The sequence below is a fragment of the Armatimonadota bacterium genome (assembly GCA_018268395.1).
Classification (GTDB): domain Bacteria; phylum Armatimonadota; class Fimbriimonadia; order Fimbriimonadales; family Fimbriimonadaceae; genus JAEURO01.
On the sequence record JAFDWQ010000005.1, the window covers coordinates 397,501 to 424,078 of the forward strand.

Consider the following 26,578-nt stretch of genomic DNA (forward strand, 5'->3'; position numbering starts at 1 on the left):
CCGACGATGCTCGCCTTCGCCCTGGCCGCGACCCTGCAGGTTCCCGTCGTCCTCGAGTACGAGCCGTTCGGCGGCCTTCAGATCCGGGTCGGGCCGGTTCCGATCGTCCGTGGATCGGCGTTCGAGTACAAGGATCCTCGGACCGGCGCCACGCTCTACAGTTCCCGGTGGGCGCCCAAGGCCGTGACCAGGGCGTCCGACGGGTCCGTGCGCGTCACGTACACCGGAAACGGCGGAAACGCGCTCGGCATCCACGACTTTCGGCCGACTCCGACCGGAGTCAAAGCCCGGTACCAGTTCCAATGGCGGGGTGCAGGCACCGTCCGTGTCGAAAGCACGTACGCGCTCCTGTGGGGGCCGGCCGTCTCTCACGGGGCTGCATCGTTCGACGGAGGTCAAGGCACGTCGCTCTCGTCCCCGATGAAAGGGTCGTGGGAGGACAGGAAGGTGTCCGCAGGCAACACCGCTTTTCGCTTCTCGAGCCCCATAGGAACGGTCGCTGTGGCGTTCCAAGGCAGCACGGCCGATCTCTACGACGTTCGGGAACTTCCGGTCGAATGGGCGGAAAAGTCGTGCCTCTTCTGGCTCGGCAAGTCAGGCTCGACCATCAATCCTGGCGAGACCCTGGACGTCGAGGCGGAGTGGTCGGTCTCGCCCCAATGGCACGTTCCCGGTCGTGCGGAGCCTGTCGCGTTGAAGCCGGTCCAGACGCCTCATGCGAAGGAACCTTCGGACCGACCGTCCGTGATCGTCCCCCGTCCGCGCTCTTGGACCCCGACCTCTGGCCAATTGATCCTCGGCGGAGACGGGAACGGAGAGTGGTCCGCCATGCTGGCCGACAGGACGGCCCGCAAGTTCCGGACGGCGACGGTGACGACGTGTCCGGTCAACGTCTCGCCGGATGCTGCGGTCAGCGGGCCTGAATCCTATCGGCTTACGGTCAAACCGGACGGGGTCGCGGTCTCGGCCAACGGCACGGCGGCGACGGTCCGGGCCGTAGAGACGTTGGCCAAACTTGTCCGTCCCGTCCAAGGCCGGTTGGCCGTTCCTTGCGGCGTCGTCGACGATGGGCCGGTGGTCTCTTGGCGTGGCGTGCACTTCTTTTCCGGACCCGATCCGAACGGGTTCCAGCGCGACTTGGTCGAAAACGTCCTCGGCCCGCTGGCCTTCAACCGCGCCGTCGTCGAATGCGAACGGACGCGGTGGGCCGTGCTCGGCCGCTCGACGCCGTCAACCTGGGCCTCGCCGACCGATGTCAAATCGCTGTTCGAGGTTCTACGCGCCCAAGGTATCGAACCCATACCCCTCGTTCAAAGCCTCGGGCATATGGACTGGCTGCTGACCGGAGAGCGGAGCGCCCTGGCTGTCAGGCCCGAGACCCCGTACGTCCTCGATGTTCGGAAGAAGCCGGCGCGAGACCTTGTCGTTTCGGTTTGGGAGGAGGCCGTCGACATCTTGAAACCCCGGACGGTCCACTTCGGACTGGACGAGACCGATGTCCGGGGCATGCCGGACGATCCGACCCTAGCGACCCGCCTCTGGGAGGCCCAGGTACCGGAGCTCGTCCAATGGGCGCGCAAGAAATCGCACCGGACGATGTTCTGGGGCGACATGTTGCTCGCTCCCGGCCAGGCGCCGGACGCGTGTCATGGAAAAGACGGAGAGCAAGGGGCCCGTCGTCATGTGGCCGCCAAGGGCCTGGGCACGGTGGCTGACTGGCACTACGCGTCGTTCGACGATCCGGCCCGTTACACGTCTCTTCCGACCTGGAGGTCGAAAGGGTACGAGCCGGTCGCGGCAAGTTGGTGGCGACCGAAGAACGTACGTGCCCACACTCTGGCGGCGATCAAGGCCGGCGCCGGGACGCTTCAGACCACCTGGGCCGGATATGCGATGGACGAAAGGGCCGCCCTCCGCGAAGCACGACAGGGCGCGGCCTACGTACTGGCGGCGGACTACTCCTGGAGCGGTCGGACTGAAACTCCGGACAAGCTCGGTTACGATCCCTTGGACGTGTTCTGCGACTCCCTCTGGAGGCCCCGTCGGTGCGTCGCGGACGAAGCCGGACAACTTTGGGAAGACCCCCGTTCCGGTCGAAAGGGCAGCGCCAAGATCGGCGAGACCCGGTTTTCTATCGTCGGTCCGTGGACGCTTTGGACGCCCCTGTCGCGGGACGGGGCGTCCGGGACGGGGACGATCGAGTTCACCCTCGGAACGGAGGTGCGCGACGTGTGCTTCGCTGCCGATTGCGTGGCATGGGAGGACGAAGCGGCTCCGGTCGCACGGATCAGCGTCGAAGCTGAGGACGGGACCAAGACGAGCGTCGACGTGCTCTATGGTGCCGACGTCCGAGCGCCCGAGGACGAACGGACCGTGCTCCGCTATCGGTCGGCCAAGGGCCTGTCGTCGATCGAGGTCCACCTGGACGGACCGGGCCAGCGGATCCGAAGAGTGGTCGTCGAACCCCTCAGCCAGACGGCCGGATTCCGGATCCACGGAGTGACGACCTTGTGAACCGTGGCCCCCTACAGGAAGCCGTCGAAAGCGCACGAAGGACCGGACTGTTCACCTGTGCGTCTTGGGCGGTCTTCGACCGGTCCGTCTGTGAGACCGGTGCGACCGGCGTCGTGGGGGGACGGCCCGTCCTCGATTCCACCTGCTTCGACTTGGCCAGCCTGACCAAGGTCTTGGCCACGACGAGCCTGGCCCACGCTTTGTCAGTACGGGGAGGACTGGACCTCGACGGGTCTGTGTCCGCAGTCCTTCGCGAGTTCCCTCACGGGGAGGTCACGTTCCGCCATTTGCTGGAGCACCGGTCCGGGCTGCCTGCCTACTTGGATCTGGCCGGCGCTGTGACGTCGCCAGAAGAGGCTTGGTCGCAAATCGTCTCGAGTCCGTGTCGGAACCGACCAGGGGACGTCACGGACTATAGCTGCCTCGGCTTCATCGTTTTGGGGAGGGCCATCGAAAAGTTGTCCGCCGAACGCCTCGACACTGCGTTCGCGGTCGGCGTGGCCGGGCCCCTTGGATTGAAGGAGACGGCCTTTAGGAGCACGTTGACGCCTGACGGATCCGTTCCTCCGACGTCAAAGGCCGAAGCTTGGAGGGGGCTCCCGAGTCCCTGGATCCAGGGGATCGTCCACGACCCCTTGGCGTTCGTCCTCGGCGGAGTCTCTGGCAACGCGGGCCTCTTCGGTTCCGCCCGAGACGTGGGCCGGTTCGGACAAACCGTTCTGCAAGGTCGTGCGCCCTTGCAGACGCTCGGCTCCGAAGGTTGGGCTCGACGCGACGATGAGAGCCGACCGCGGGGGTTAGGGTGGGATTTCAAGTCCGCCGATGGGACTTCGGCGGGTTGCACGATGTCGTGGAAGACGTTCGGTCACACGGGCTTCACGGGGACGTCACTCTGGATCGATCCCGTCGCGAGGTCCGGCGCGGCACTATTGACGAACGCGGTCCTGACCCTTCCGGACCGGGAGGCTCTGAGAAGGTTCCGGTCGACGTTCTGTGACTTAGCCGCGAAAGCCGTCGCGGCCCAGACGTCATGACGTTTTTGTAGGAAGAAGTCCCTGGGCCGGAACTTTGTGCACAAAAATGGCATAATCAAAGACGAGGCTTCGGCTCCGCATTTGCTCTCCCCTTGGCGGTGTTCTGAGGCCTCATTCCTCTTTCTCCCCGCGGCCTGTCACAGCGACTTTTCGAGTTCGGGTACAGCGTCGTACAGGTCGGCGACCAGGCCGAAGTCCGCGAACTCGAAGATCGGAGCGTCCGGATCCTTGTTGATCGCGACGATGCACTTGCTGTCCTTGATCCCCGCCATATGCTGCGTCGATCCGCTGATCCCGGCGGCGATGTAGAGGTCCGGGGCGACGATCTTGCCTGTCTGACCGACCTGAAGTTCGTTCGGGGCGATACCCGAGTCGACGGCGGCACGGGTCGCGCCGACCGCCCCGCCGAGCTTGTCGGCCAGACCCCCGATCACCCGCTCGAAAGTTTCCGCGTCTTTGAGCGGCCGTCCGCCTGAGACGACGCGCTTGGCCTGGGTCAAGTCCGGTCTACTGCCGCCCCGGACGTTCGTCGCGGTCCTTTGCACGAGCGAGGGTCCGACCGTCAGTGGCGTAGACGACGCCGGACCTTGTCCGGATGCGGGGAACGAACTCGGTCGGAACGTCAAGACGACCGGGGACGCCGTCGCTTCGACAGTGGCCGTCACGGTCCCGGCGATGATCGGCCGCTCGAACACCGTCGGAGAGACGACCGCCGTGACGTCGGTGACCATGCCGCAGTCCAAAAGACCCGCGACGCGGGCCATCACGTCCTTGGACCGCATCGAGGACACGGCCGCAATGTGGGTATGGCCCTGAACAGCGGCCTGGACGGCGGTCGCCGCCGCGTCCGAAAGGGCGTCAGCGGGCACATGGACCGAGTCCCAAGGTTGACCGAGCGCCTCGCAGAAGCCTCCGGCCCGCGACTCATCGTCGGATTCGAAAGCCACGAACAGCGTTTTCAAAGGGCACCCCGCTCTTTCAAGGCTGCGACCAGTTCAGAGACGGAACCCACCTTGCGACCTGCGGGGCGAGGCGGGGGCGCTTTCAAGGACACGACACGGGTCTTGGGAACAGCCGTCGTGGATCGTGCCGTCTTTTGAAGCGGCTTGGACCGCGCTTTGATAATGCCGGGCAAAGCGATGTAGCGGGGTTCGTTCAGGCGGAGGTCGGTGGTCACGACGCAGGGAAGCGGGACCGACAGCGTCTCTTCGCCTTGGTCGGTCTCACGGGTCACTTCGATGCCACCGCCTTGAGAGACGATCTTGCAAGCGAACGTGGCCTGTGGCCAGCCGAGACGGGCTGCGAGCATCTGGCCCGCTTGGTTACAATCGTCGTCCGTCGCTTGCTTGCCCATGAGCACGAGGTCCGGTTTGAGCTGACCGACCACGGCCGCCAGTTCAGCGGCGACGACGGTGGAGTCCATCGCGTCGGTCGTTTCGACCAGAAGGGCTTCGTCGGCGCCGATCGCAAGGACCTTGCGGAGCTGGTCTTCGCACTCGGCCGGTCCGATGGAGACGACCGTCACATGGACGCCGGGGTCGGCCTCCTTCATCCGGACGGCCTCCTCGACCGCGATCTCGTCGAACGGGTTCACGTCGAACTTGACCGAGGCCGTGTCGAGCCCGCTACCGTCCGGCAAGGGGCGGACTTTCGCATAGGGGTCGACCACGCGTTTGACGGGTACGAGGACCTTCATGCCGGGCATGGTACCGGGCCTCGTCGTGGCCGATAGGGAGTCGGTCGCTCCGGGACGACGCCCTCCGGTATCATCGCCCCAGCCTCGGACGGCCGGTCAAGGTCAGGAGACACCCATGGACAACTCGCCCCGCAACGTCGTCGTGATCGGCGCAGGAACGATGGGGAGCGGCATTGCCGCGCACCTCGCCAACCTTGGCCTTGGGGTGACCCTCCTTGACGTGTCCGAAGACACCGTCCACGCCGCGTTCGGCCGCGCCAAAAAGGCGAAACCGCCGCACTTCTACGTCCCCGAGACCGCCGACACGGTCAAATTGGCGAGCATCGAACACGGTTCGGTCGCGATCCGCGAAGCGGACTGGGTGTGCGAAGCGATCGTCGAGAAGCTAGAGGCTAAGAAGGCTTTGTTCTCGCTGATCGAGCCGCTGCTCAGGGACGATGCGTTCGTCTCGACGAACACGAGCGGCCTCGAAATCTCCCTGCTCTGCGACGGTCGGAGCCCGTCGTTCCGCCGACGCCTCGTCGGCACCCATTTCTTCAACCCTCCCCGTTACTTGAAGCTCCTTGAACTGATCCCGACGACGGACAGCGATCCGGCCGTCGTGGAGGCGATGACCAGGTTCCTTGAAGAGCGTTGTGCCCGGCGCGTCGTCCCCGCGAAAGACACGCCAGGATTCATCGCGAACCGGTTCGGAATGTGGTCGATGTTCTTCTCGGTGCACTGCGCGGAGCGTTTGGGCCTCTCGGTCGAGGAAGTCGACGCGATCACGGGCCCGTTCATGGGCCGTCCTCGGTCGGGGAGTTTCCGCTTGAACGACATCGTCGGCCTGGACATCATGCAGGACATCGCCACGAACCTCGTGTCCCGCTGTCCTCATGACCCGTACACGAAGCAGTTCACGCCGCCGCGGTCGTTCGAATACTTGCTCGAGAAAGGCTGGATCGGGGACAAGGCCGGGCAAGGCTACTACCGCCGGGAGGGTCGCGAGTTGATGTCGCTCGACCTCCAGGGACTCGGATACCGCGTCCGACAGGAGCCGCAACTTTCGTCGCTCGTCGAACTCGGCCGGAAGCCGCTGGCCGAAAGGCTCCGTGAGGGTCTCGAACTCCGTGACCAGGTCGGCTCGTTCTTACGGTCGTATCTGCCGACGGCTCTGGAGTACGCCGAGTACCTGCGACAAGACATCTGCCATTCGGTCGAGGACTTCGACCGGGTCATGATGTGGGGCTTCGGCTGGGAAGCCGGACCGTTCGAAACGACGGACATGGTCCAGAGCCGTGGCGCTCCTTGGTACCAAGGCTCGACGATGTCCGACGGATTGGGCGGTACGGTCCCAAGAAAGTCCGAACCGCAGTTCGCCGGCATCCGGGATTTCCCGGTCGTCGAAGCGACCGCGACGTTCCGCGTCCGTGACATGGGCGACGGCGTCCGGTTAATCGGCACGACGACGAAGATGGGTGTGTTCACGGTCGGACTGGTCAAGGAACTGACGGAGTACTTGAAATCGGGTCAGGCCGGGCCGATCGTGCTCTCGAGCGAGTCGCGCTCGTTCTCTGCCGGCTTCGACCTGCAGTTCTTGCTCGACGCCGCCCAAGACAAGCGGTCGGCCGAGATCGATGCCGAACTTCAGAACCTGCAACAGCTCGGCGTCCTCCTGTCGACCTTGCCGACGGTCGCAGCCGTCTTCGGCCATTGCTTGGGCGGAGGGTACGAAATGGCGACCTCCTGCGCGCTGGTCGCCGCCCATCCCGAGACGCAAATGGGCCTGCCGGAAGCCAAGGTCGGTTTGATCCCTGGAGGGGGAGGGGCGGCCCGCATGCGGCAACGGCACGATTCCAGTGCGAAAAGCATCGTGGACGCGGTCCGGACTCTCGTGACAGGGACGGTGTCGTCGAACGCGGACGAAGCCCGTAAGCTCGGGTTCATGCGGCGGCGGGACGTCACCGTCTATCACCCGGACCGACTGTTCACCGAAGCCAAGCGTCTCGCCCTGACGGTCGCGCCCCAGCCCGAGACGCACTGGGGCGCGGTCACGGGGCCCGTCGGAGGCATGATCGAACAGGCCCTGCAAGACCTGCTGAAGGCAGGCGAGATCACCGAGCACGACCACACGGTGGCCGAGCAACTGAGGCACGTCTTCGTGAAGTCGGCAGGTCTGGACGACGCCTTCGCGAAAGAACGCGCCGCCTTCGACGTCCTCCTGGCCCACGGATTGACGCTCGCGAGGATCCGCCATATGCTTGAAACGGGAAAACCGTTGAGGAATTAGGGTCCGGGCCTCGAATCACTTCGAGGGGCTGGAAAGTCCTTTCTCTTGTGAGTCTCACGGCCGCCCTCTTGTTGACCCTTGGCATCGCACAGGCCCACGACATGGCCACGCCCTACACGTTGGCGCAGCCCGTCCGACTGGCCATCACGCCTTTGATGGACGGAAGGGTCGAAGAGGAGGAGTGGGACGCTCTGGCCGAGTCCGGTGGATGCCGATCGTTCTTCCAATGGGAGCCGGAAACGCTGTATTGGGGCGCCAGGGCTAAGGACGGAGAAGACATCGTCCTGTCCCTTGATATGAACGCGGACGGGTGGCTCGTCGGAAGCGACAACCTCGAATTCCGCGTGAGTTTCACCGGAGGGAACCCGACCGTCTCGGTGCGCCGGCTCGACGCTTCTGACCCGAACGGGCCGGCGTGGGTCGCATCGCGGGTCTTGAACGAGAGTCTCAAAGTCACTGCGACCCAAGGTCAAGGTGAGTGGGACCTCGAAGCCTCGTTCGTGCCGCCGTCGGCCAAATCTCCAGCCATAGGATCCCGCTACGGGCTCCGGATCGACGCGGTCACGGCCGGCTCGTCGACGGGTGACCCGTTCCAGCCGCGCGCCCTGGGCTTCGTCAAGCTTCAAATGGACGTCGGCCAAGACCTCCCGAGCGGGTTTAGTTGGAAACCCGACTTTCTGGTGCGCTCCGTGCCGGTCGACGACGCCTTTAAGGTCAAGTACCACTTCAAGAAGACCGAAGAGGTCGGATTCAACCAAGTCGAGTGCCGGGCCGAAGGCTTGGCGCGCGGCCTCATGGCGACGGGTTCGCGCCCGTTCCCGCTTTGGGACAAGAAGGGCACGGCCAAGGACGAATACGTCTCGGCGATCGCGACCAAGGCCGGCGTCGGTTATCGCGTCCTGCGCATGACCCTTGGTGACGGAGAAGGGAAGAAGACGGTCCTTCGTTCGAGTTTCCGGATCGCCGACCTCATCGACTTCGACGTCCGCCTTCCCAAGGTGCTCACGCTGGATCCGGACGCCCGGATCGTCCGAGGGAGCGTCGACCTCAGGTCGAACGGACTGAAGAGGGTCGACGGCTCGTTCACGGTCAAGGTTCCAGAAGCCTGGACCGTCACGCGCGGGAAGACGACGAACTTTGTGATCTACCATGCCCGGGGCATGTCGAAAGTTCCGATCGAACTCATCGTCCCGCGCGACCAAGTCGGGGTCTTCCCCCTGACGTTCACGGCAAAGGTCGGGGACAAGACGATCGAGAAGACGACGTTCCTGTCCGTCGGCCAGCAGTGAAGCCTGACCCACGAGAGCAGTTCGGTAGGGAAGCCGAGAAGTACCTCACGTCGAAGGCGCACGACGATCCGGACGCGCTCCTCGGTCTGGCCGGACTCCTGCCGGGAACCATGGGTCGCAGCCTGGACGTCGGGGCGGGGGCCGGGCACATGGCGTTCGTTCTGGCACCGCGATGTGACGTGACGGTCGCACTCGATCCGACTCCGGCGATGTTGCAGATCGTGAGAAGGGAAGCGCAGCGGCGCGGCTTGGACCGTCTTGTGACCGTCCAGGCGTTCGCCGAGCGCCTGCCGTTCCAAAGCGGGGTCTTCGACGCCGTCACGTGCCGCGTCGCCGCGCACCATTTCGACGGGCCCGAAGCGTTCGTCCACGAATCCGCGCGCGTGCTCGCGCCCAAGGGGGCGTTTCTGTTGGTCGATACGGTCGCTCCCGACGATGATCTGGCCGACGAAGCGGTCAACAGGATCGAAACGGTCCGAGACCCTTCCCATCGACGGAACAAGAAGGTCTCCGAGTGGGAGTCCCTCGCACGAAGCGCCGGGCTCGACGTCGTCGAAGTCCATTGTAGGCCCAAGCCGCTCGTCTTCCAGGATTGGATGGACCGGATGTCGGTGGCAGAGTCCGACCGCCGCTGGTTGACCGGGGCGATGGAGTCCGCGACGGGCCCGTTGAGGGACTACCTGTCCTTCGACGGGACGTCGTTCCACTTGACGGAAATGACACTGTCCGCCCGAAAGGCGTCTTAGAGTGAAGGAAGGGGCCTGAGCGACCGATAACAATACCGGGGTCTCCGCGTGTCCGTACCCGTCAGCGTCATCGTCCCGCTGGTCAGCCCGTTCACCGACGACACGTCGTCGCTGAGCGAGGTCCGCCACGCCCGCATCGTCCGGTTCCACCGTGAACGAGGGGCGGGAGGGTTCGTCGTCGGTTCGTCGGCGGGCGAGACGTTCGGAATCTCGCTGTCCGAACGGAAGCAGATCCTTGAGTGGACCGTTCGCGAAGCCCACGGACTGCCCGTTTACGTCGACGTGACGGCGATGACGACGGCCGCGACGATCGACCTCGCCCAGCACGCCGAACGGCACGGGGCACGGGCAGCATTGTTCACGGTCGGACCGGGGCTTCATTTGAACGCCCAGGAGTCGCGCTCGTACATGAGTTCGGTGTTCCGACACGGCAACCTCCCGTGCGCCTATATGGGGCCGAACGCGACACCCGAAGAAGGGGTCACGGTCTTCAAAGTCCAGCCTGTCGAGGAACCGTGGATCCTTGAGAAGGGCCTGTCGACGGAAGAGTTCCAGCACTCGGTCGAAACGGCGAGCCCGCTCGGTGTCCTTGGCCCGGACCTGGCGAAGAAGGCCATCGCGAACTGGCCCGACTTCCAGGCCAAGCTGAGGGCGTTGTTCGTGTATTACGGGACGCACCGGGTCGGCAAGGCCGCCTTAGGATGCCTCGGCATCGAGGCGGGTCATCCGCGCGGACCGGTCCAGGACATGGACGGCAAAGGCCTCGAAGTCTTGTCGTCTGTGATCGACGAACTCATCGCGGCGTGACCCGCCGCGTCAGCTTGACCACCGACCGGCCTTCGCTCACTTTGACCGGTTCGACCACGAATTCGTCGTCGTGAAGCTTGACGGTAAGCGGGAGTTTGGCCTCGGGGTCGCGGAACAGGATTCCGGCCGCCAGTTCGAGCAGCTCGCGGACGATCACCTCGTGGTCGGCCTCTTGCAGGAGCGTCTCCAGTTCCCGTCTTCCGACTTTGCGGAGCCCCAGCGTCGCTCCGACATGGCCTTCCGGGGTCGTCCTCCAGACCGTCCGGAGGTGCAGGTCGGCCCGTTCGGCGTTCGGGTTCGTTTCCAACTCTTGCGCAAGTTCCTCGACGAGCCAGAACCGCTCGGTCACGGTGTCGAAAACGATCTGACCACCGACCGCGCGCGCCATGGCATCGGCGAGGTGAGTGAGGAACTGGAGGTGACGACGGTCGGGCAGTTTCTCCTGGCTGGCGTACCGGACTTTGGCGATCGTCGTACTTTCGGACAGCCGTTCCAGAATCTGGGCGTCGGGAACGGCGTCGCTCTCGAACAGGTCGGGCCGGAAGACGTGGGGGTTTTTCTCCCTCTTAGCGAGGCCGAGATGGAGCCGGATGTCGCTGAACAAGACGCCTTCGCGCGACGTGATACAAGGCCGTCCGGGTTTGTTGTGCGGGTTACGCCCGATGACGTGGTCCATCAGGACGGGCGTCAGCGGCAGCTTTTCGGCGTTCGAGTAGACCCAGAACTCGGCCACGGCGAAGTACCCAGCTTGGCGTCTTCCGTTCGCCCAGCGGAAACCCAGAACGGTCAGGAAGAGGGCGACGAACCCGCCTAGGACAAGCCAGCCCATCACGGTGTCATGCCGTTGATCCATACCCTTGCGAGCAGGATTTCGTCGTCGTCGAGCAGGGCGTGGCACACGCCGCAAAGTCCTGCTTCATTGACCTTAGGACTTCGGCACAGGAGACAGGAATCCCGCTGGCGGGCCGACAGGACGATGTCCGGCCGGGACAGCGCCCATGGAAGTTCCGAACGTTTGAGACCGGTGTTCGTCAGTCGTGCCATGTCACTGGGTCTCGACCACGAGTCTCTTGACCGTCCAACCTTGCGTACCCCGGACGTACTCCACGCGCCACGCGGCGTTCGGGGCGTACAGTCCCCAGGCCGCGGCTCCGCCCAGGTTCTTGTTGAACAAACCCGTCGCGCCTTGGCTCGACTGGGGCCACCTTGAGGACTCCTTGCACGACCCGTCGACCAGGGAACAAAAGTACTTGAACTGGCGAAGGAAGAACGGGGTCGGTTCTTTCGACGTGGAGACTTGCGTGCCACGATAGCTGAACGCCAGGATGTCGTTCTCGGCAGGCGCGTATTCGTCGTCGAACAACATGCCGTACGCGACGTTCTCGGACGTGGGGACGGAGTAGACGGCCAGATCGAGCCGGCCGCCGCACATCGTACGGAAGGACTTCCAGTCGGCGGCGCGCAACGTCGCTACGGAGCGCCGGACCATATCGCTAAAGAACGGCGTCGCGACGGGTGGAGGAACGGGCGTGGGTGCGACCAGCGCGGTATGCCCCAGCGCGATGGCGAATGCGACCGTCACGGTTTCATTATCCCCATCCAGGTGACTGGTAACATGACGTGCCGGTGAAAATCGCGACCTTCAATGTGAACTCCGTCCGGGCCCGGTTGCCGGTCTTGTTGAGATGGCTTCAAGAGGAGTCTCCTGACTGCGTCGCACTGCAAGAGACGAAGGTCGAGGACGCAAAGTTCCCCTTGGCCGAGTTTTTGGAAGCCGGATACACGGTTTCCCATCACGGGCAGCCCCGATACAACGGTGTGGCCTTCCTTTCGAAACGTCCGATGGAGGACGTGACGACGGGATTCGGCGACCCGGACTGGCCCGAAGACTGTCGGATCATCCAAGGCACTTATCAAGGAGTGAAGGTCATTGGAACGTACGTGCCCAACGGGACGGCCGTCGGCAGTGAGAAGTTCGCCTACAAGCTCGCTTGGTTCGAACGGTTCGGCCGGTTGGTCCGCGAAAGGACGAGTCCGGACGATCCCGTCGTCTGGCTCGGTGACATCAACGTGGCCCCTCGTCCGGAAGACGTGTTCGATCCGGTGAAGCTCGAGGGCAACGTTTGTTACCACCCCGACGAACGGGCCGCCTTGGCCCGGCTGATGGAGTGGGGTTGGACGGACTGCTTCCGGAAGTTCCACCCGGAACCGGGGCAGTTCACCTACTGGGAGTTCTTTCTTCCCAACGGTTTCAAGAGGAACCTGGGTTGGAGGATCGACCACGTCTACGCTTCTCCCGGCCTGGTGGAGAGGTGCACGTCTTGCACCGTCGACAAAGAACCCCGCTCTTGGGAACGGCCGAGCGACCACACCCCGGTGATCGCGACGTTTGGAACTTGATCCCGGACATCGTCGTCCAAAGCGTCAAGCCGGACGGCAGGCGGGAAGGGCAGATTTGCCAGGTTCGTTTTCGCCGAACCGCCTGTAGAATGTCCGGTGCAGGTCTGACCGATGAGCAATCGTATATTCGCAGTGACCGCCCTCTTGGCGACGGCGGTCAGCGGCTTCGCCGAGACCCGATGGGGCCAGGTGGAGCTCGCGTTCTTCAAGTGGAGGGGTGACGACGGTGTCTTACGGGAATACCCGACCAAGGGCATCGTCCTTCCCGTCAAGATGGAGCGTATCGAAGCGCGCCCCTATTACATGCCTCGTCAAAAAGGGAAATCGCAGGGCACTTCGTCGCAAGCCACGAAAATCTACGAGAACAACCGGGGCACGAACAACTTCTACGATCCGGACGGGCCCAGTTCGCTCGACGACCTGATCACGCTACCGTCAGGCAACGGACAGTGGTGGTCGGAGCTCACCCTCGGCGTCGCGACGTCGACAGGGAACTCGGTCAAGATCATGAACCGTCAGCTCGGCTGGACGACGTACGTTCAAGGCCGAGGGAACGGGATCCAAGCGTTCGACGGTCTCGTCTTCGACGTCGGATGGGTGTTCCAACCGGGCCAGTTCCCTGCGGGTTCGTGGCAGTACACGATCCCGATCCAGCAATACTGGTCGATGATCCCGGACTGGAACAAACCGCGCGTCCCGAACGGACAGATCTACTTCGCCCAAGAGTGGCGGGCTAACAGCTTCAACGGGGAAGGGGCGTTCCTGACAGGATCGTTCTCGCCCGTCATGTCAGGCGACGGCGGCCCGACCGTCGGCGGCAGCGACGACGTGTTCTGGAGCGACGCCGACCCCCAACCGGACGGGGTCTTTTCCGAAAACGAAGCCGACACGTTCGGTGGACCGCCCAACGAAGCCAACTTCCTGTGCACGATCCTGTCCGCTCAAAGCGGGGTGACCGACGTCGTCCGACCGTTCAGCGTCACCGTCAACCGAGGCAAGCTCACGGGCGGAAACCTGGCCAGCGTACAGTTCGTCGACCAGAACTACTATAAGGTCAACAAGTTCGTCGTCACGAACGCGTCTGAAGCGCCGGTCCAAGTGACCTGCGAAGGTTTCGCGACATCCGGCTTGACCGCTCTCGCCCTCGACGTCGTGACGTCCGTTACGACGACAGGCCTGAAACAGAAGCTCGAGGCGTACAACTTCGCGACAGGACAGTACGTCCAAGTCGACGACCGGACGGCCACCACGTCCGACACGCGCCTGACGATCGGGGTTCCAGGAAGCCCGAACGACTTCGTCGACGTGCCGAACGGGAACATCGTCCGGCTCAAGATCAGCTACAAGCCGTTCGGGCCGGTCGCGCAAGCCTCATGGGGCTGCAAGATCGACCTCGCGAACTGGCTCGCGACGCATCCGTGACGACCGGGAGGTCGGGCCGACGTCCTCTCGGCCCGACCTCCAAAACGTCTACCTGGGCCGAGCCTAGCCCGTAGGTAGACTCGGTTCTGATGCGCACGAAGTCCGTCCCAACGCCGAAACCGATTTTTGAGAAGTCGTCGCCCGGTCGGATCGGGTGCAACCTGCCGCATACCGACGTCCCTGATACCGACATCGCCGGAGCGGTCGGGGCCGTACGGAGCGGGACGCCATGGCCGGAAGTCGCCGAACTCGATCTACTTCGCCACTTCACGCATCTGAGCCACGTCAACTACGGGATCGAGACCGGCTTCTATCCGCTCGGGTCCTGTACGATGAAGTACAACCCCAAGATCAACGAGCGCACGGCGTCGCTGCCTGGCTTCACGGCCCTTCATCCGCTCCAGCCCGTGTCGACCGTACAAGGCGCCCTCGAAGTCATGGACTCGGTCCAGTCGATTCTCAAGGACGTGACCGGGTTCGACGAGATCACCATGCAGCCCGTCGCAGGCGCCCACGGTGAACTGACGTGCCTGATGCTCATCAAGGCGTACCACGACAGCCGTGGGCAAGGCTCGACGAGGAACGTCGTCCTCGTACCGGACTCGGCACACGGGACGAACCCTGCAAGCGCTGCCCGCTGTGGGTATGACGTCAAGTCCGTCGCGACGGACGCCGACGGGAACACCGACCTCGCGTCGCTCGCCGCCATGCTCGACGACAGCGTGGCCGCTTTCATGGTGACCAACCCGTCCACCTTGGGACTGTTCGAACCCAAAATCGCTGAAATCTGCCGAATGGTCCATGCCGCGGGCGCCCAGGTGTTCTGCGACGGTGCGAACATGAACGCGATGGTCGGTACGACGCGTCCGGGCGATCACGGCTTCGACTGCATGCACCTGAACCTGCACAAGACGTTCAGTACTCCTCACGGTGGCGGTGGCCCCGGCTGTGGCGCGATCGGCTTGAAATCGCACTTGGAACCGTTCATGCCTGCCCCGGTCCTGAAGAAAGAAGGCGGCCGCTTCGTTCTGGAAACCGCCCGTCCGCTGAGCATCGGACGGGTCAGTGGATTTTACGGACAGTTCCTGATGGCGGTCCGCGCCTTGACTTACCTGCTGGCCTACGGAAGGGAAGGCCTGCCTGAGATCAGCCGCCACGCCGTCCTGAACGCGAACTACGTAATGGCAAAACTGCGGGACGTCCTTCCGCCCGCCCACGACCGGCCCTGCATGCACGAGTGCGTCCTGACCGCCACGCCCTACAAAAAGTCCGGTGTGCGCGCACTGGACATCAGCAAGCGCTTGATCGACTACGGCTTCCATCCGCCTACGAACTACTTCCCGTTGATCGTCCCGGAAGCGATGATGATCGAGCCGACGGAAACAGAATGCAAGGAGACGCTCGACGCTTTCTGTGACGCCTTGACCAGCATCTGCCATGAAGCCGAGTCCGATCCTGACAAACTGCACGACGCACCCGTGACGCAGATCGTCGGCCGCTTGGACGAAGCCGCCGCCGTCAAGACGCTCGACGTCAAGTGGAGCGCCGACCGACCTAGTGTCGCGGGGGCCGTATGACGGAGTCGCAGGGCGTCCTCGTCATCAGCCGGGTCCGGTTCATCGAATTCGACATGGACCGGTTGGCGAACCTGAGCAACCGCTTGATCACAGTGCTCAAGTCTGTGCCAGGGTTCGTCTCCGTCACCCTTTGGGAACGGCACGACGATCCCTTCGCCTTCATGTCGATCGGGCACTTCCAGCACGTCGCGGACGCGAACCGGGCGTGGGAGGAGGTCGTCAAGTCTCCTGTCACCGAAGTGTTGGCCGACCTCATGAGCGAGCCGATCAACATGCTTCGCTTCGGACTGAAGAGTAGGACAGGTCACTCGTTGGACGAGGTCGAAGTCGGCCAATTGTGCAGCTTGAGCACCCGGATATCCGATCCGGGTTTCGGCGACGAGCTCAAGCGGGAGACCGAAGCGATCTTTACAGAACTCAAGGAGTTCCGAGGCTTCGTCGGCGGCGTCGTGGCCCAAATGATGGACGTTCCTGAAGAAGTGCTCGGCCTCGCGTTTTGGACGGACAAACCCGCGTTCGATGCCTCGCTCCCCAAGAACTCGATGTACCGGATCGACCTGTACCACAGAGTCCTGTGAACCTGGTCGCCCTTGACGGCGACCATGACGGGCCGACGAACATGGCCCGAGACGCGGCCTTGCTCGAAGCCGCCGAACAGGGTCGGCCGGGTGGGCGCGTGTACGGTTGGTCGGAGCCTTGGGTCAGCCTCGGAAGGTTCCAGGATCCGTCACGGGCCGTCCGACCGGGCTCCGTACCTACGGTCAAGAGACCGACGGGCGGGAAGGCCGTCCTCCACGGTCACGACGTGACACTGGGATTGGCCGTCCCGCTGTCCCTTCTGGGCTTGACGGACGAGAGGTGCCGCTCGGTCGCGGGCGTCTATCGGGCGATGGCCCAAGTGCTGGTCCCTTGCCTAAGGGCGGCGGGACTTCACGCAGAACTCGGGGAGGACACGACCTTCGTCCGTGACCGGAAGCACGTGAGCGACTGCTTTGCCGTGGTGTCCGCCAACGACATCGTCGATCCGGAGACAGGGCAAAAGGTGTGCGGCTGTGCCCTGCGGATCGGGGAAAGGGCCGTCTTGCTTCAGGCGAGCGTGCCTGTCGGCCGCCCGCTCGTCGATCCGGCATCGGTTTTCGAGGATCCGGGCCCGGTCACTTGGCGCCCTCTGGGTTCGAAAACGTTCGCACGGAGGCTCGACGAGGCCCTTTTGGACTTAGGGGTTCGAGACGTTGAGAGTCCCGTAAGCTAGAATCGCTGTGATGCGATACGCAACGGGCGGCCTCGCCCTCGCTTTAGCCGCTCTCGGCGCGCTCATCGGCTGTAATCCGGATCAAGGCGTCGCGGTGAAGATCCCTGAAAAGACGGGCTCACCGAAGGCGGGAGACCTGACGTCGTCCGGGGCGGGCGGGACGACGGAGACGACATCCGGTACGACCGCGGAGACCAAGTCGCCGGAAACTCCGCCGGCTGCTGGAGGAACGGCGGACGTTCCGGCTACGACAAGCCCCACGCCGGCCGGTACGGCCCCAGGGACTCCGCCTCCGACGGACGGCAACACGGCCTCCGGTCCGGTCAAGCTGCAATACGCTTTCAGTAAAGGGGAGTCGTACAAGTACAAGACCACCGTCGAAACGACGATGGACGGTTTTGGTGGAAAGGTCGGGACCGGAAAGCCGATCACATCGACGACCGAGTCCGGAGTCAAGGTCTTGGACAAGTCGGGCGAGAAGGCCAAGATCGAGATCACGGTCGCGAAGAACTCCGTCAACGCGGGTTCGGTGGACGACAAGACGAAGCAGGCCATGGACAAGATGGCAGGTCAGAACGTCGGCGTCAAAGTGACCGCCTTGTTCGATCCGACGGGCAAGCCCTCCGAAGTGAAATATTCCGGCGGGTCGAAAGCTCAGGCGAGCCAGGCCGGTATCGACATGGACACGGGCTTCTTCGGGATCAGCTATCCGGGGAAGGAGGTCAAACCGGGCGACACTTGGACGCACACGTTCGACTTTCGGGACTCCATGGGGCAGATGCCGCAAATGAGCGGGGCGAAGTGGTCGAACCAGATGGTGACGACGACGTTCACTTTGAAGTCGATCGACCCGTCCGGTAAAGCCACGATCTCCATTTCGATCGACGCGAACCCGTCGATGTCGATGAAGGTCGACATGCCCAACAAGGACGGGAAGGGCACGACCCCCAACGAGGTCAGCATGAAGTTCAAGGTGACGGCCTCGGGGATCGCGGTGGTCGATACCAAGTCAGGCTTGCCACAAGACGTCAACATCGACGTTTCGACGAAGTTCGAGATGCCTATGGGCTCCGGGTCTCAGAAGAACAAGGTTTCGATCAAGAAGACCGGCTGAAACGCGACCTTGACTCAAAAGAAGGGGCCGCTTCCTTGGAAGGAGGCGGCCCTGACCGTTTCAAGCGAGAGGAGAGTTCAGTTCGGGTTCGGAGTGATCGTGAACCCCTGGGCAGCCAGCTCTTGACCGATGTGGCGGAGCTTCTTCATCGCGCGCAGCTCGATCTGTCGCACCCGCTCACGGGTGACGTTCAAGGCCGTTCCGACTTCCTCGAGAGTGCGGGCCCGTCCGTCGTCCAGTCCGAAACGGAGTCGGACGACGTCGCGCTCGCGGCTCGTGAGCCGGCCGAGGATCCCATCGATCTCTTCGCGCCGGATCAACGACCAGGTCACGTCCGACGGTGTCGGCATGTTGGTCGAAGGCACGAAGTCGCCGATCGACGAGTTGTCCTTTTCGCCGACCGGGGTTTCGAGCGACAGCGGTTCGATCGCCACCCGCAACATCTCTTGGACGCGGTCCGGCGACATTCCGACCTTTTCCGCGACCTCTTCCGGGGTCGGTTCGCGATGAAGCTCCTGCTGAAGGGCGTTCGCCGTCTTCATGACCTTGTTGATCAGTTCGGCCACGTACACCGGGATGCGGATCGTGCGGCCCTGGTTGATGATCGCACGGGCGATGGCCCTGCGGATCCACCAAGTCGCATAAGTCGAGAAGCGGAAGCCCTTTCTCCAGTCGAATTTTTCGACGGCGCGGATCAGGCCCAGGTTGCCTTCCTGGATGAGGTCGGCGAGGGGGATGCCACGCGCGTTGTACTTCTTCGCGATCGAAACGACGAGCCTGAGGTTGCTTTCGATCAGTTGCTGTTTGGCCGAAACGCCGTCCTTCATGACCTGGCGCTTCTCGAAATCCGTGTAGTCGTGGTCGCGGGGCAGGTTCTGAAGCTCTGCGACCTTCGACCACTTGTCGGCCTCGGCCAGGTCCTTGGCTTGGACCCGTTTCGCGAGGTGCTCCTCCTGGGCAGGCGTGAGCAGGTGGGCGCGGCGGGTCTGCCGCATCCACATTTCGAGTTCTTCGGAGTCGTCAGCGACGGCCTGCTGTTCGACTTCCTCTTCTTCTTCGAGCTCCTCGAGCTCCAACAGCTCCTCGGCACCCGGTTCCTGGTCGTCCAAAAGCATGTGCTTGTTGGCGTCCACGAACGCGTGACGGCTGTGCGTTCTTACGGTAATGGCTTTTCCGCGTCTCACTTGTGTTGGCAATCCAGTTTCCACAGGCATCCTTGTTACAGCGACCTCCTTGCCCCCAGTTCCACCGTGGCCGGCATTCCTGCCTGGTCCGACGGTTCCACACTGAGATCGTTCGCCTGAAAACGGTACATAGGATATAGCAAGATTTCCAATACGGACCGTTAGGGGGACGAATTATGGCTCAATTTGTGGTTTTCTGCTCGGGGCAAGGCTTGCAAAGCCTGTGCCAAGAGTTGTGACGCCCCAGGACCCCGAACAGTTGCCGAGCCAGGTTCAATGGCCTAAGTTCCGTAACTTGGCCACTGCTCCGACGATCACTGTCGCGAGGCCGTGGGCGCTTTCGACGGTGTTCTGCCGACCGAAGCTGATCCGCACGGTGCCGCGCGACCGATCCTGGGAAAGGCCGAGGGACGAGAGGACGCGGTTCGGTTCGACGGAACCCGAGGAACACGCGGCACCGGAGCTGAGGGCATAGCCCCGGGCGTCGGCTTCGATGACGAGGGTTTCGCCTTCGATGCCGAGGAATGAGACGCTAAGGATGTAAGGCGAGTTCGCGGTATGGGCGTTTTGGCTCCAATCGGGCAACGCGCTTAGGACTTCTAGCACGGTCTGCCTGAGTTCTCTTGCGTGCTCCAGGTCTTTGTCCATGCGGTCGGCCGCAACGGCGCACGCCGCTCCAAAGCCGACGATCCCCGGAACGTTCAGTGTCCCTGCGCGAAGGCCCAGTTCCTGACCGCCGCCCGCAAGAAGGGGCGACAGCATGACGCGGTCCGACGCGTACAGCGCGCCCACGCCTTTCGGCCCGTAGAGTTTGTGGGCCGAGACTGAGGCCAGGTCCACCCCGGTGAGTCCCACGGTCAGCTTCCCGAGCGTCTGGGTCAGGTCCCGGTGGACGAGGGCGCCCTCGGTGTCAGGGACGGTAAGGACCGCGCCCGTCTCGTTGTTCACGGACATGACGCTGACCAACCGAACGGCGGTTTCCGGTGCTTCAAGTTCGTAGCCGTCGTTCCCTAAGACTCGGCAACCCAACAAGCCTGCGGGGACGTCGACCGAACTGTGTTCGAAGGGACTGACGGCAGCGTCCGGGAAGTTACGGAGCACCCAATTGTTGCTTTCCGTCGCGCCGCTCGTGAAGATCACAGACTCAGGCGCACATCCGAGAAGCTCCGCGACCCGCGCGCGCGCCGTCTCGACGGCGGCCATGGCGCGGTGACCCCATGCGTGCAGAGAGTGGGCATTGCCGAAGTCCTCGTCGAAGAACGGGAGCATCTCCGCCTTGACGGCGGGGTCCAGGGGGCTCGTCGCGGCGTTGTCGAAGTAGTTTTCTGGACGGAGCGCGCTCATGGGTCATCCGCCGGAGCCGACGACCGCTTCGGCTTCGATCTCCACGAGCCAGTCGGGATCGAGCAGCCCGCCGCAGACGACCATCGTCGCCGCCGGTCTGATCTCGCCGAAAACTTCGCCTTGGACCTTTCCGACGGCTTCCCAGTCTTGGACCCGGACAAGGTACGTCCGGACGCGCACGACGTCTTCCGTACGGCCGCCCAGGCGTTCGACCGCGTCGAGGATGATGTCCCAGCACCTTCGGGCCTGGCCCGCCGCGTCGCCGATACAGGCGGCGCTTCCGTCCTGACTGACGGGAGCGGTCCCGGAAACGTAGACCGTGTCGCCCACACGGACGGCTCGGCTGAACCCGATCACGGGTTCGTAAGGGCTCCCGCTACTGTGTCGTGCGCGTGTGTTCACAACGATCGGTCGATCAATCGGTTCAAGCCATGGCGTGCGTGCCCAACGCGGCTCTCAACAGGCTCGGCACGTCGCTCGTCTTGTCCGCGATGGTCGCTCCGGCGGCCAGGAGCGCGTCGACCTTGGACTGAGCCGTGCCTTTGCCTCCGCTGACGATCGCGCCGGCGTGCCCCATCCGCTTTCCGGGGGGCGCGGTGCGGCCGGATATGAAGGCGACGACGGGCTTCGACATCGTCTTGATGAACTCGGCGCCGGCTTCTTCGTCCGTCCCGCCGATTTCGCCGACCATGACCACCGCCTTCGTCTCTGGATCCTTTTCGAACATCTCGAGGACTTCGATGAACCGGGTGCCGGGAAGGGGGTCGCCACCGATACCGACGCAGGTCGTCTGTCCGAGGCCGGCCCGCGTCATTTCCCAAACGATCTCGTACGTCAACGTGCCGGACCGCGAGACCATGCCGACCGGGCCCGGAGTGAAGATGTGCCCTGGCATGATCCCCATCTTGCACTGGCCCGGTGTGATGATCCCCGCGCAGTTCCCGCCCAAAAGGCGGGTCTTGCCTTCGGACTTCAGTTTGTTCACGATCTTGAGCGAATCAAGGATGGGGACGCCTTCCGTGATGAGCGTGACGAAGGGTACTCCGGCGTCGGCCGCTTCGAGGACGGCGTCGCCAGCGAACGGCGCCGGGACGAAGACGAGGACGGCGTCGGCTCCGGTCGCGGCGACGGCGTCGTGGACGGAGTCGAAGACGGGCCTGTCCAAATGGGTCGTCCCGCCCTTGCCGGGAGTGACCCCCCCGACCACCTGCGTCCCGTACTCGATCATCTGTTGCGTGTGGAAGGTGCCTTCACGGCCGGTCATTCCGGCGACGAGGACGCGGGTGTTCTTATCGACGAGGATCGCCATCTTCGGAAAGAATCATACCGAAGGGGCCAGAGGGCCGTCCCGGAGCGTCTAGGGCACTCGCGGGGCCGTCGCGGCGGTACTGGCTACACTTGTCTTACTCCATGAGCAAAGGCGCGCCGAACGTCCGATTCGCCGAAATCGACCGGGAGACCCGGAACACGAAGGTCCATCTCGTTTTGGACCTGGACGGCGGTCACCGCTGCGACGTGGCGACGGGTGTGTCGACCTTCGACGACTTGTTGCGCGACATGGCGTCTTACGCGGTCCTCGACCTCGGCGTCTCGGTCGAAGCGGACGTCGCGGTGCAAGACCACTTCGTCCTTGAGGACGTCGGCGCGGTCTTCGGCAGAGCCCTTCGCAAAGCACTGGACAATTCAGATCCGGTGGTCGGATGCGGCTCGTCGCACGTGGCCTCCGCCGACGCTCTCGTCCTGTGCGCGCTCGATTTGGACGGACGGCCGCACCTGGGATGGGACGTGGCGTTCCGGAGGGACTGGATCGGCGAGATGGCGACCGAAAACGTCCGTGGGTTCTTCGAATCGGTGATGTACGGGGCGGACTGTTCGCTGCACGTCCTCAAACTCGCGGGCGCTAACGACCGGCACGTCGCCGAAGCTTGCTTCCGGGCGTTCGGTCGGGCGCTGCACGGGGCCACGCGCAGGGCGGAGCGGCCGAACGGGTCGAAGTGAAGGTCGGAACGGCCGCGTGGTCTCTTCTGACGACTCTGGCCCATTCTCGGGGCAGAGCGGATATAATGGGCTCAGTCGGCCGCGCCGAGCGGCCGCGACAACCGAACCGTTCGTCCGGTGTCCGAACGATACCGGGACTATAGTCCTGCCTGTAAACTTTTTTCGGGCGGGTTTCAGTCGGTCGGTCGCCAGAGTGCCCGTTTCGGGTTGAACGGCCCCCCTTTCCCCAGCTAGAATGGAGGTTCCCCCTCGGTGGACTACTTATGCGAGTCATCCAACCCTCCTCGAAGCGTATCGGCCGGTCGCTCGAGGTGCCCAATCTCATCGAACTCCAACTGAACAGCTACAAATGGTTCCTCGAAGAAGGACTCCCCGAGCTCTTTTCGACCTTTAGTCCGATCTGGGACTTCACGCAGTCGAACTACATCGAATTCGCCGACTTCGTCCTAGGCGAGCCGAAATACTCGATCAACGACTGTCGCGACCGCGACATGACGTTCGAGGCGCCGATCAAAGCGACGGTCCGGCTCGGTGGCAAGGACAGGGAAGTGATCGAGTCGGAGGTCTATCTGGGCGACCTCCCGCTCATGACCGACAACGGGACGTTCGTCATCAACGGGCGCGAGCGCGTCATCGTCTCGCAGTTGTCGCGTTCGCCGGGCCTGTACTTCGAAGAAGACGTCGATACGTCGATGCAGATGATCGTCCGGGCGCGCGTCATTCCGAGCGAAGGCCCGTGGCTCGAGATCGAGAACGACTCGAACGGCGTCGTCAACACGCAGATCTCGCAGACGAAGAAGCTGCCCATCTCGCAGTTGATGAAGGCGCTCCACGGCTTTGAAAAGGGCCGTGACAGGCAGGTCCGCAAGATGGCGGACGCTTATCACAAGAAGTTGTCCGAACCTCTCGCCGATCCGGACACGGGCGAAGTCGTGCTCGACAAGGGCCTCATCGTCACCAAAGCCGTCCTGGAGAAGCTGACCGACGAGCAGAAGCAGTTCGAAACGTTGACCGAGACCCCGCTGGGCTCGGCCGAGGACATGCTGTGGGCGTTCGGCGCCGAGTTGACGCTCGAAAAGCCGGAAGCGGCCGACCTCGAAGGCAAGAGGCCGATGACGGACGTCAAGGAAGGGACGAAGACGGTCGTCCAAGCCCTTCACCGGATGGACCACGATACGGCCGTCAAGGTCGCGTCGCTCGGACTTGAGAAGATCGACGTCCTCGCGCTGGAAGACTTGGTCGAAGCGACCCTCGCCGCGGACAAGACCGCGAACACCCGGGAAGCGATCCTCGACATCTACCGCAGGATGCGACCGGGCGAAGCGGCCAACGAAGACGCCGCGAAGCAACTCGTGTTCAGCCTGTTCTTCGACATGCGCCGCTACGACCTGGGTAAGGTCGGCCGGCGGTTCTTGAACCAGCGACTCGGCATCAACGTGCCGCTGAACATCCGCAATCTGACGAGCGAGGACCTCTACGGCACGATCGTCGCGATGGGCCCGTACCTGAGGAAGGAAGTCGACCACGACGACATCGACGACTTGAAGAACAAGCGCGTCCGTTCGGTGGGCGAACTGCTCCAGAGCCAGATGCGCCTCGGCTTCGTCCGCATGGAGAAGGTCGCCCGCGAGCGTATGACGAGCGCAGACCAGGACAACTTGCTCCCGAGCATCATCCTGAGCGTCAAGCCGGTCAGTGCGAGCATCAAGAGCTTCTTCAGCAGCAACCAGCTCAGCACGTTCATGGACCAGACGAACCCGTTGAGCGAGCTCACGAACAAGCGTCGTCTGTCCAGCCTCGGCCCCGGCGGTCTGCAGAGGACGAGCGCCAAGCTCGAAGTCCGCGACGTCCACCGTTCGCACTACGGCCGGATCTGTCCGATCGAAACCCCTGAGGGGCCGAACATCGGTCTGATCAGCCAGTTGACGACCCATGCCCGTGTCGACGAGTTCGGCTTCATCATGACGCCGTACCGCAAGGTCGTCGACGGCAAGGTCGAACCTGAGATCGTGTACTTGACCGCGAACGAGGACTACACGATGCGCATCGCCCCCGCCGACACCAAGGTCGACGGCGAAGGGTACATCTTGGCCGACCACGTCAACGTCCGGTGTCCGGGCGGCGACAAGCAGTTCGGCGGCGCCCAGTACCCGACCGTCCCGCGTGCGAGGGTCGACCTGATGGACGTCTCGCCCGTACAGATCATCTCGGTCGCCACGTCGCTCATCCCGTTCCTTGAGAACGACGACGCGAACCGCGCCCTCATGGGTGCGAACATGCAGCGACAGGCCGTCCCGTGCCTCCGCAGCAACGCCCCGCTCGTCGGGACAGGGCACGAAGCCCGCGCCGCGATCGACTCGGGCGCGTCCGTCCGCGCACGGCGCGACGGCGAAGTGACCTACGTCACGGCGAAAGAGATCCGGATCACGGCCGAAGACGGGACGGTGGACTCGTATCCGATCCTCCACTTGTTCCAGTCGAACAAGACGACGTGTTTCACCCATCGTCCGGTCGTCGTCCCCGGCCAGCGCGTGCTCAAGGGTGATCCTTTGGCCGACGGCGCGACCTGCGACGACGGACGGCTCGCTCTCGGGCAGAACGTGGTCGTCGCGTTCATGCCGTGGCACGGTTACAACTACGAAGACGCGATCATCCTCAGCGAGCGGCTCGTCAAGGACGACGTTTACACGTCGATCCACATCGAGCGCTATGAGACCGAAGCGGTCGACACCAAGCTCGGTCCGGAAGAGATCACGCGCGACATCCCGAACGTCGGCGAAGACGCCCTCAAGGACCTCGACGAGAACGGGATCGTCCGTATCGGCGCCGAAGTGAGGCCAGAGGACATCCTGGTCGGCAAGGTCGCGCCGAAGGGCCAGACCGAAATGACCGCCGAAGAGCGGCTCATCATCGCGATCTTCGGCAAAAAGGCCGAGGAGACCCGCGACGTCTCCTTGCGGCTGCCCCACGGCGAAAAGGGCACGGTCGTGGACGTCAAAGTCTTCAGCCGCTACAAGTACAACTGTACAGGCTGCGGCCACATCTATAAGGAGTCGAAGAAGCGCGAACGCCTGGTCTGCGACCGTTGCGACAGCCCGCTCCTTCAGATCGCCGGGGACGAACTGCCCGCCGGCACGAACATGAGCGTCCAGGTCCACGTGGCCCAGAAGCGCAAGATCATGGTCGGCGACAAAATGGCCGGGCGTCACGGCAACAAGGGCGTCATCAGCCGGATCCTTCCGGTCGAAGACATGCCCATGCTCGCCGACGGATCGCCCGTCGATATCGTGCTGAACCCGCTCGGCGTCCCGAGCCGCATGAACATCGGACAGATCCTCGAAACGCACCTCGGGTACGTCGGTAGCCATCTGGGCGTCCGGTACGAATGCCCGGCGTTCGAAGGGGCGACCGAAGAGGAGATCCTGGGCGAAGTCGAACGGCTGGCCGAGCACCTGCGGTCGAAGTCGCTCCAAGGGTACGTCAACGCCGAACTCGGCCTTGGATTGAAGTTCAAGCCAGGCTCGTCGCTCGAGCAGTTGATGTCGACCATCGCGGACAAGCTGAAAACGTTCGATCAAGCGACCCTGGAACGTGTCAGCCGTACCGTGGCCGCCCACTCGACCTTGACGACGGAGCAGTTGCTACAGGCATCGATCGACGATCCGGATCCCATCGAGATCCCGGCGGGAGCGGCGTTCAAGGCGGACAAGCAGGTCTACGAAGGCATCCTTGCGAAGATCCAGGACAACGTGTTCCGGCGCGCCGGTCTCGACCCGCACACGTGTAAATCCGTTTTGCGCGACGGCGTCACGGGCGACGAACTTCCGAACCCCATGACCGTCGGGGTGATCTACATGCTGAAGCTCGAGCACTTGGCGGACGAGAAGATCCACGCCCGCTCGATCGGCCCGTATTCGCTCGTCACCCAGCAG

23 protein-coding genes are annotated in these 26,578 nt (G+C 63.6%); 14 read left to right on the forward strand and 9 right to left on the reverse strand.

Annotated features, from left to right (window positions below):
- Positions 1-6 precede the first annotated feature (6 nt).
- Both JST30_11525 and JST30_11530 read left to right on the forward strand, forming a co-directional pair.
- On the forward strand, positions 7-2,514 hold the full coding sequence (locus JST30_11525) for a hypothetical protein (GenBank protein ID MBS1714953.1): 2,508 nt from the start codon (positions 7-9) through the stop codon (positions 2,512-2,514).
- On the forward strand, positions 2,511-3,548 hold the full coding sequence (locus JST30_11530) for a beta-lactamase family protein (GenBank protein ID MBS1714954.1): 1,038 nt from the start codon (positions 2,511-2,513) through the stop codon (positions 3,546-3,548). Before JST30_11525 ends, JST30_11530 begins: the two co-directional genes overlap by 4 nt.
- Before the next feature lie 137 nt (positions 3,549-3,685).
- On the opposite strand, the gene JST30_11535 is transcribed toward JST30_11530, so the two are convergent.
- Together JST30_11535 and JST30_11540 are read right to left on the reverse strand one after the other, a co-directional pair.
- Entirely contained in the window at positions 3,686-4,510 is an 825-nt protein-coding gene (locus tag JST30_11535) for an FAD-binding protein (GenBank protein ID MBS1714955.1), read from the reverse strand.
- Complete coding sequence (locus JST30_11540) at positions 4,507-5,244, reverse strand: electron transfer flavoprotein subunit beta/FixA family protein (GenBank protein ID MBS1714956.1); 738 nt, start codon at positions 5,242-5,244, stop codon at positions 4,507-4,509. Before JST30_11540 ends, JST30_11535 begins: the two co-directional genes overlap by 4 nt.
- Before the next feature lie 115 nt (positions 5,245-5,359).
- Here JST30_11540 and JST30_11545 point away from each other — a divergent pair, with 115 nt between their 5' ends.
- From JST30_11545 to JST30_11560, 4 genes are read left to right on the forward strand one after another with little or no spacing between them, the layout of a single operon-like run.
- The gene (locus JST30_11545; protein ID MBS1714957.1) at positions 5,360-7,513 is read left to right on the forward strand and encodes an enoyl-CoA hydratase/isomerase family protein; all 2,154 of its coding nucleotides are present in this window, start codon (positions 5,360-5,362) and stop codon (positions 7,511-7,513) included.
- Positions 7,514-7,560: 47 nt separating this feature from the next.
- The gene (locus tag JST30_11550) at positions 7,561-8,802 is read left to right on the forward strand and encodes a hypothetical protein (protein MBS1714958.1); all 1,242 of its coding nucleotides are present in this window, start codon (positions 7,561-7,563) and stop codon (positions 8,800-8,802) included.
- Positions 8,799-9,548: a class I SAM-dependent methyltransferase gene (locus JST30_11555; protein MBS1714959.1), complete on the forward strand. Its 750-nt coding sequence runs from the start codon at positions 8,799-8,801 to the stop codon at positions 9,546-9,548. Before JST30_11550 ends, JST30_11555 begins: the two co-directional genes overlap by 4 nt.
- A 48-nt stretch (positions 9,549-9,596) precedes the next feature.
- Positions 9,597-10,355, forward strand: coding sequence for a dihydrodipicolinate synthase family protein (locus tag JST30_11560; GenBank protein MBS1714960.1), 759 nt, complete (start codon positions 9,597-9,599; stop codon positions 10,353-10,355).
- Here JST30_11560 and JST30_11565 read toward each other — a convergent pair.
- The 3 genes from JST30_11565 to JST30_11575 are packed head-to-tail and all read right to left on the reverse strand — an operon-like array spanning position 10,342 to position 11,937.
- Positions 10,342-11,208 (reverse strand): hypothetical protein, encoded by an 867-nt coding sequence (locus JST30_11565; protein MBS1714961.1) that lies wholly within the window; start codon positions 11,206-11,208, stop codon positions 10,342-10,344. The two genes, JST30_11560 and JST30_11565, sit on opposite strands and share 14 nt — an antisense overlap.
- Positions 11,184-11,399 (reverse strand): hypothetical protein, encoded by a 216-nt coding sequence (locus JST30_11570; protein MBS1714962.1) that lies wholly within the window; start codon positions 11,397-11,399, stop codon positions 11,184-11,186. Before JST30_11570 ends, JST30_11565 begins: the two co-directional genes overlap by 25 nt.
- A gap of 1 nt (position 11,400) precedes the next feature.
- A complete protein-coding gene (locus tag JST30_11575; protein MBS1714963.1) occupies positions 11,401-11,937 on the reverse strand; it encodes a hypothetical protein in 537 nt (178 codons plus the stop codon).
- A 44-nt stretch (positions 11,938-11,981) separates the two neighbouring features.
- Here JST30_11575 and xth point away from each other — a divergent pair, with 44 nt between their 5' ends.
- The 6 genes from xth (at position 11,982) to JST30_11605 (ending at position 18,120) form a co-directional block, all read left to right on the forward strand.
- Complete coding sequence (gene xth / locus JST30_11580; GenBank protein ID MBS1714964.1) at positions 11,982-12,755, forward strand: exodeoxyribonuclease III; 774 nt, start codon at positions 11,982-11,984, stop codon at positions 12,753-12,755.
- 111 nt (positions 12,756-12,866) lie between these two features.
- The gene (locus JST30_11585) at positions 12,867-14,177 is read left to right on the forward strand and encodes a hypothetical protein (GenBank protein MBS1714965.1); all 1,311 of its coding nucleotides are present in this window, start codon (positions 12,867-12,869) and stop codon (positions 14,175-14,177) included.
- Between the two features lie 89 nt (positions 14,178-14,266).
- Positions 14,267-15,754, forward strand: a complete 1,488-nt coding sequence (gene gcvPB / locus JST30_11590) for an aminomethyl-transferring glycine dehydrogenase subunit GcvPB (GenBank protein ID MBS1714966.1) — start codon at positions 14,267-14,269, stop codon at positions 15,752-15,754.
- Positions 15,751-16,332, forward strand: coding sequence for a hypothetical protein (locus tag JST30_11595; protein MBS1714967.1), 582 nt, complete (start codon positions 15,751-15,753; stop codon positions 16,330-16,332). Before gcvPB ends, JST30_11595 begins: the two co-directional genes overlap by 4 nt.
- A complete protein-coding gene (locus tag JST30_11600; GenBank protein ID MBS1714968.1) occupies positions 16,329-17,006 on the forward strand; it encodes a hypothetical protein in 678 nt (225 codons plus the stop codon). The genes JST30_11595 and JST30_11600 overlap by 4 nt, the downstream gene beginning before the upstream one ends.
- Positions 17,007-17,016: 10 nt before the next feature.
- Entirely contained in the window at positions 17,017-18,120 is a 1,104-nt protein-coding gene (locus tag JST30_11605) for a hypothetical protein (protein ID MBS1714969.1), read from the forward strand.
- Between the two features lie 77 nt (positions 18,121-18,197).
- Here JST30_11605 and JST30_11610 read toward each other — a convergent pair whose 3' ends face one another.
- The 4 genes from JST30_11610 to sucD all read right to left on the reverse strand — a co-directional run bounded on the left by JST30_11610 (position 18,198) and on the right by sucD (position 21,957).
- Positions 18,198-19,235, reverse strand: a complete 1,038-nt coding sequence (locus JST30_11610) for a sigma-70 family RNA polymerase sigma factor (GenBank protein ID MBS1714970.1) — start codon at positions 19,233-19,235, stop codon at positions 18,198-18,200.
- A 342-nt stretch (positions 19,236-19,577) separates the two neighbouring features.
- Complete coding sequence (locus tag JST30_11615; GenBank protein ID MBS1714971.1) at positions 19,578-20,648, reverse strand: cysteine desulfurase; 1,071 nt, start codon at positions 20,646-20,648, stop codon at positions 19,578-19,580.
- 3 nt (positions 20,649-20,651) lie between these two features.
- Complete coding sequence (locus JST30_11620; protein ID MBS1714972.1) at positions 20,652-21,056, reverse strand: RidA family protein; 405 nt, start codon at positions 21,054-21,056, stop codon at positions 20,652-20,654.
- 16 nt (positions 21,057-21,072) lie between these two features.
- Complete coding sequence (gene sucD, locus JST30_11625) at positions 21,073-21,957, reverse strand: succinate--CoA ligase subunit alpha (GenBank protein ID MBS1714973.1); 885 nt, start codon at positions 21,955-21,957, stop codon at positions 21,073-21,075.
- Positions 21,958-22,058: 101 nt separating this feature from the next.
- On the opposite strand from sucD, the gene JST30_11630 reads away from it, so the two are divergent.
- A complete protein-coding gene (locus JST30_11630) occupies positions 22,059-22,646 on the forward strand; it encodes an imidazoleglycerol-phosphate dehydratase (protein MBS1714974.1) in 588 nt (195 codons plus the stop codon).
- 263 nt (positions 22,647-22,909) lie between these two features.
- The coding region (rpoB, locus tag JST30_11635) for a DNA-directed RNA polymerase subunit beta (GenBank protein ID MBS1714975.1) at positions 22,910-26,578 on the forward strand (3,669 nt) is incomplete at its 3' end.

What these genes read in the sequence shown, in the direction of transcription:
- JST30_11525 (MBS1714953.1), top strand. Translation starts at nt 7, where the DNA reads ATGCTCGCCTTCGCCCTGGCCGCGACCCTGCAGGTTCCCGTCGTCCTC.
- JST30_11540 (MBS1714956.1), bottom strand. Translation starts at nt 5,244, where the DNA reads ATGAAGGTCCTCGTACCCGTCAAACGCGTGGTCGACCCCTATGCGAAA.
- JST30_11545 (MBS1714957.1), top strand. Translation starts at nt 5,360, where the DNA reads ATGGACAACTCGCCCCGCAACGTCGTCGTGATCGGCGCAGGAACGATG.
- JST30_11565 (MBS1714961.1), bottom strand. Translation starts at nt 11,208, where the DNA reads ATGGATCAACGGCATGACACCGTGATGGGCTGGCTTGTCCTAGGCGGG.
- JST30_11570 (MBS1714962.1), bottom strand. Translation starts at nt 11,399, where the DNA reads ATGGCACGACTGACGAACACCGGTCTCAAACGTTCGGAACTTCCATGG.
- JST30_11585 (MBS1714965.1), top strand. Translation starts at nt 12,867, where the DNA reads ATGAGCAATCGTATATTCGCAGTGACCGCCCTCTTGGCGACGGCGGTC.
- gcvPB (MBS1714966.1), top strand. Translation starts at nt 14,267, where the DNA reads ATGCGCACGAAGTCCGTCCCAACGCCGAAACCGATTTTTGAGAAGTCG.
- JST30_11595 (MBS1714967.1), top strand. Translation starts at nt 15,751, where the DNA reads ATGACGGAGTCGCAGGGCGTCCTCGTCATCAGCCGGGTCCGGTTCATC.
- JST30_11605 (MBS1714969.1), top strand. Translation starts at nt 17,017, where the DNA reads ATGCGATACGCAACGGGCGGCCTCGCCCTCGCTTTAGCCGCTCTCGGC.
- JST30_11610 (MBS1714970.1), bottom strand. Translation starts at nt 19,235, where the DNA reads ATGCTTTTGGACGACCAGGAACCGGGTGCCGAGGAGCTGTTGGAGCTC.
- JST30_11615 (MBS1714971.1), bottom strand. Translation starts at nt 20,648, where the DNA reads ATGAGCGCGCTCCGTCCAGAAAACTACTTCGACAACGCCGCGACGAGC.
- sucD (MBS1714973.1), bottom strand. Translation starts at nt 21,957, where the DNA reads ATGGCGATCCTCGTCGATAAGAACACCCGCGTCCTCGTCGCCGGAATG.
- JST30_11630 (MBS1714974.1), top strand. Translation starts at nt 22,059, where the DNA reads ATGAGCAAAGGCGCGCCGAACGTCCGATTCGCCGAAATCGACCGGGAG.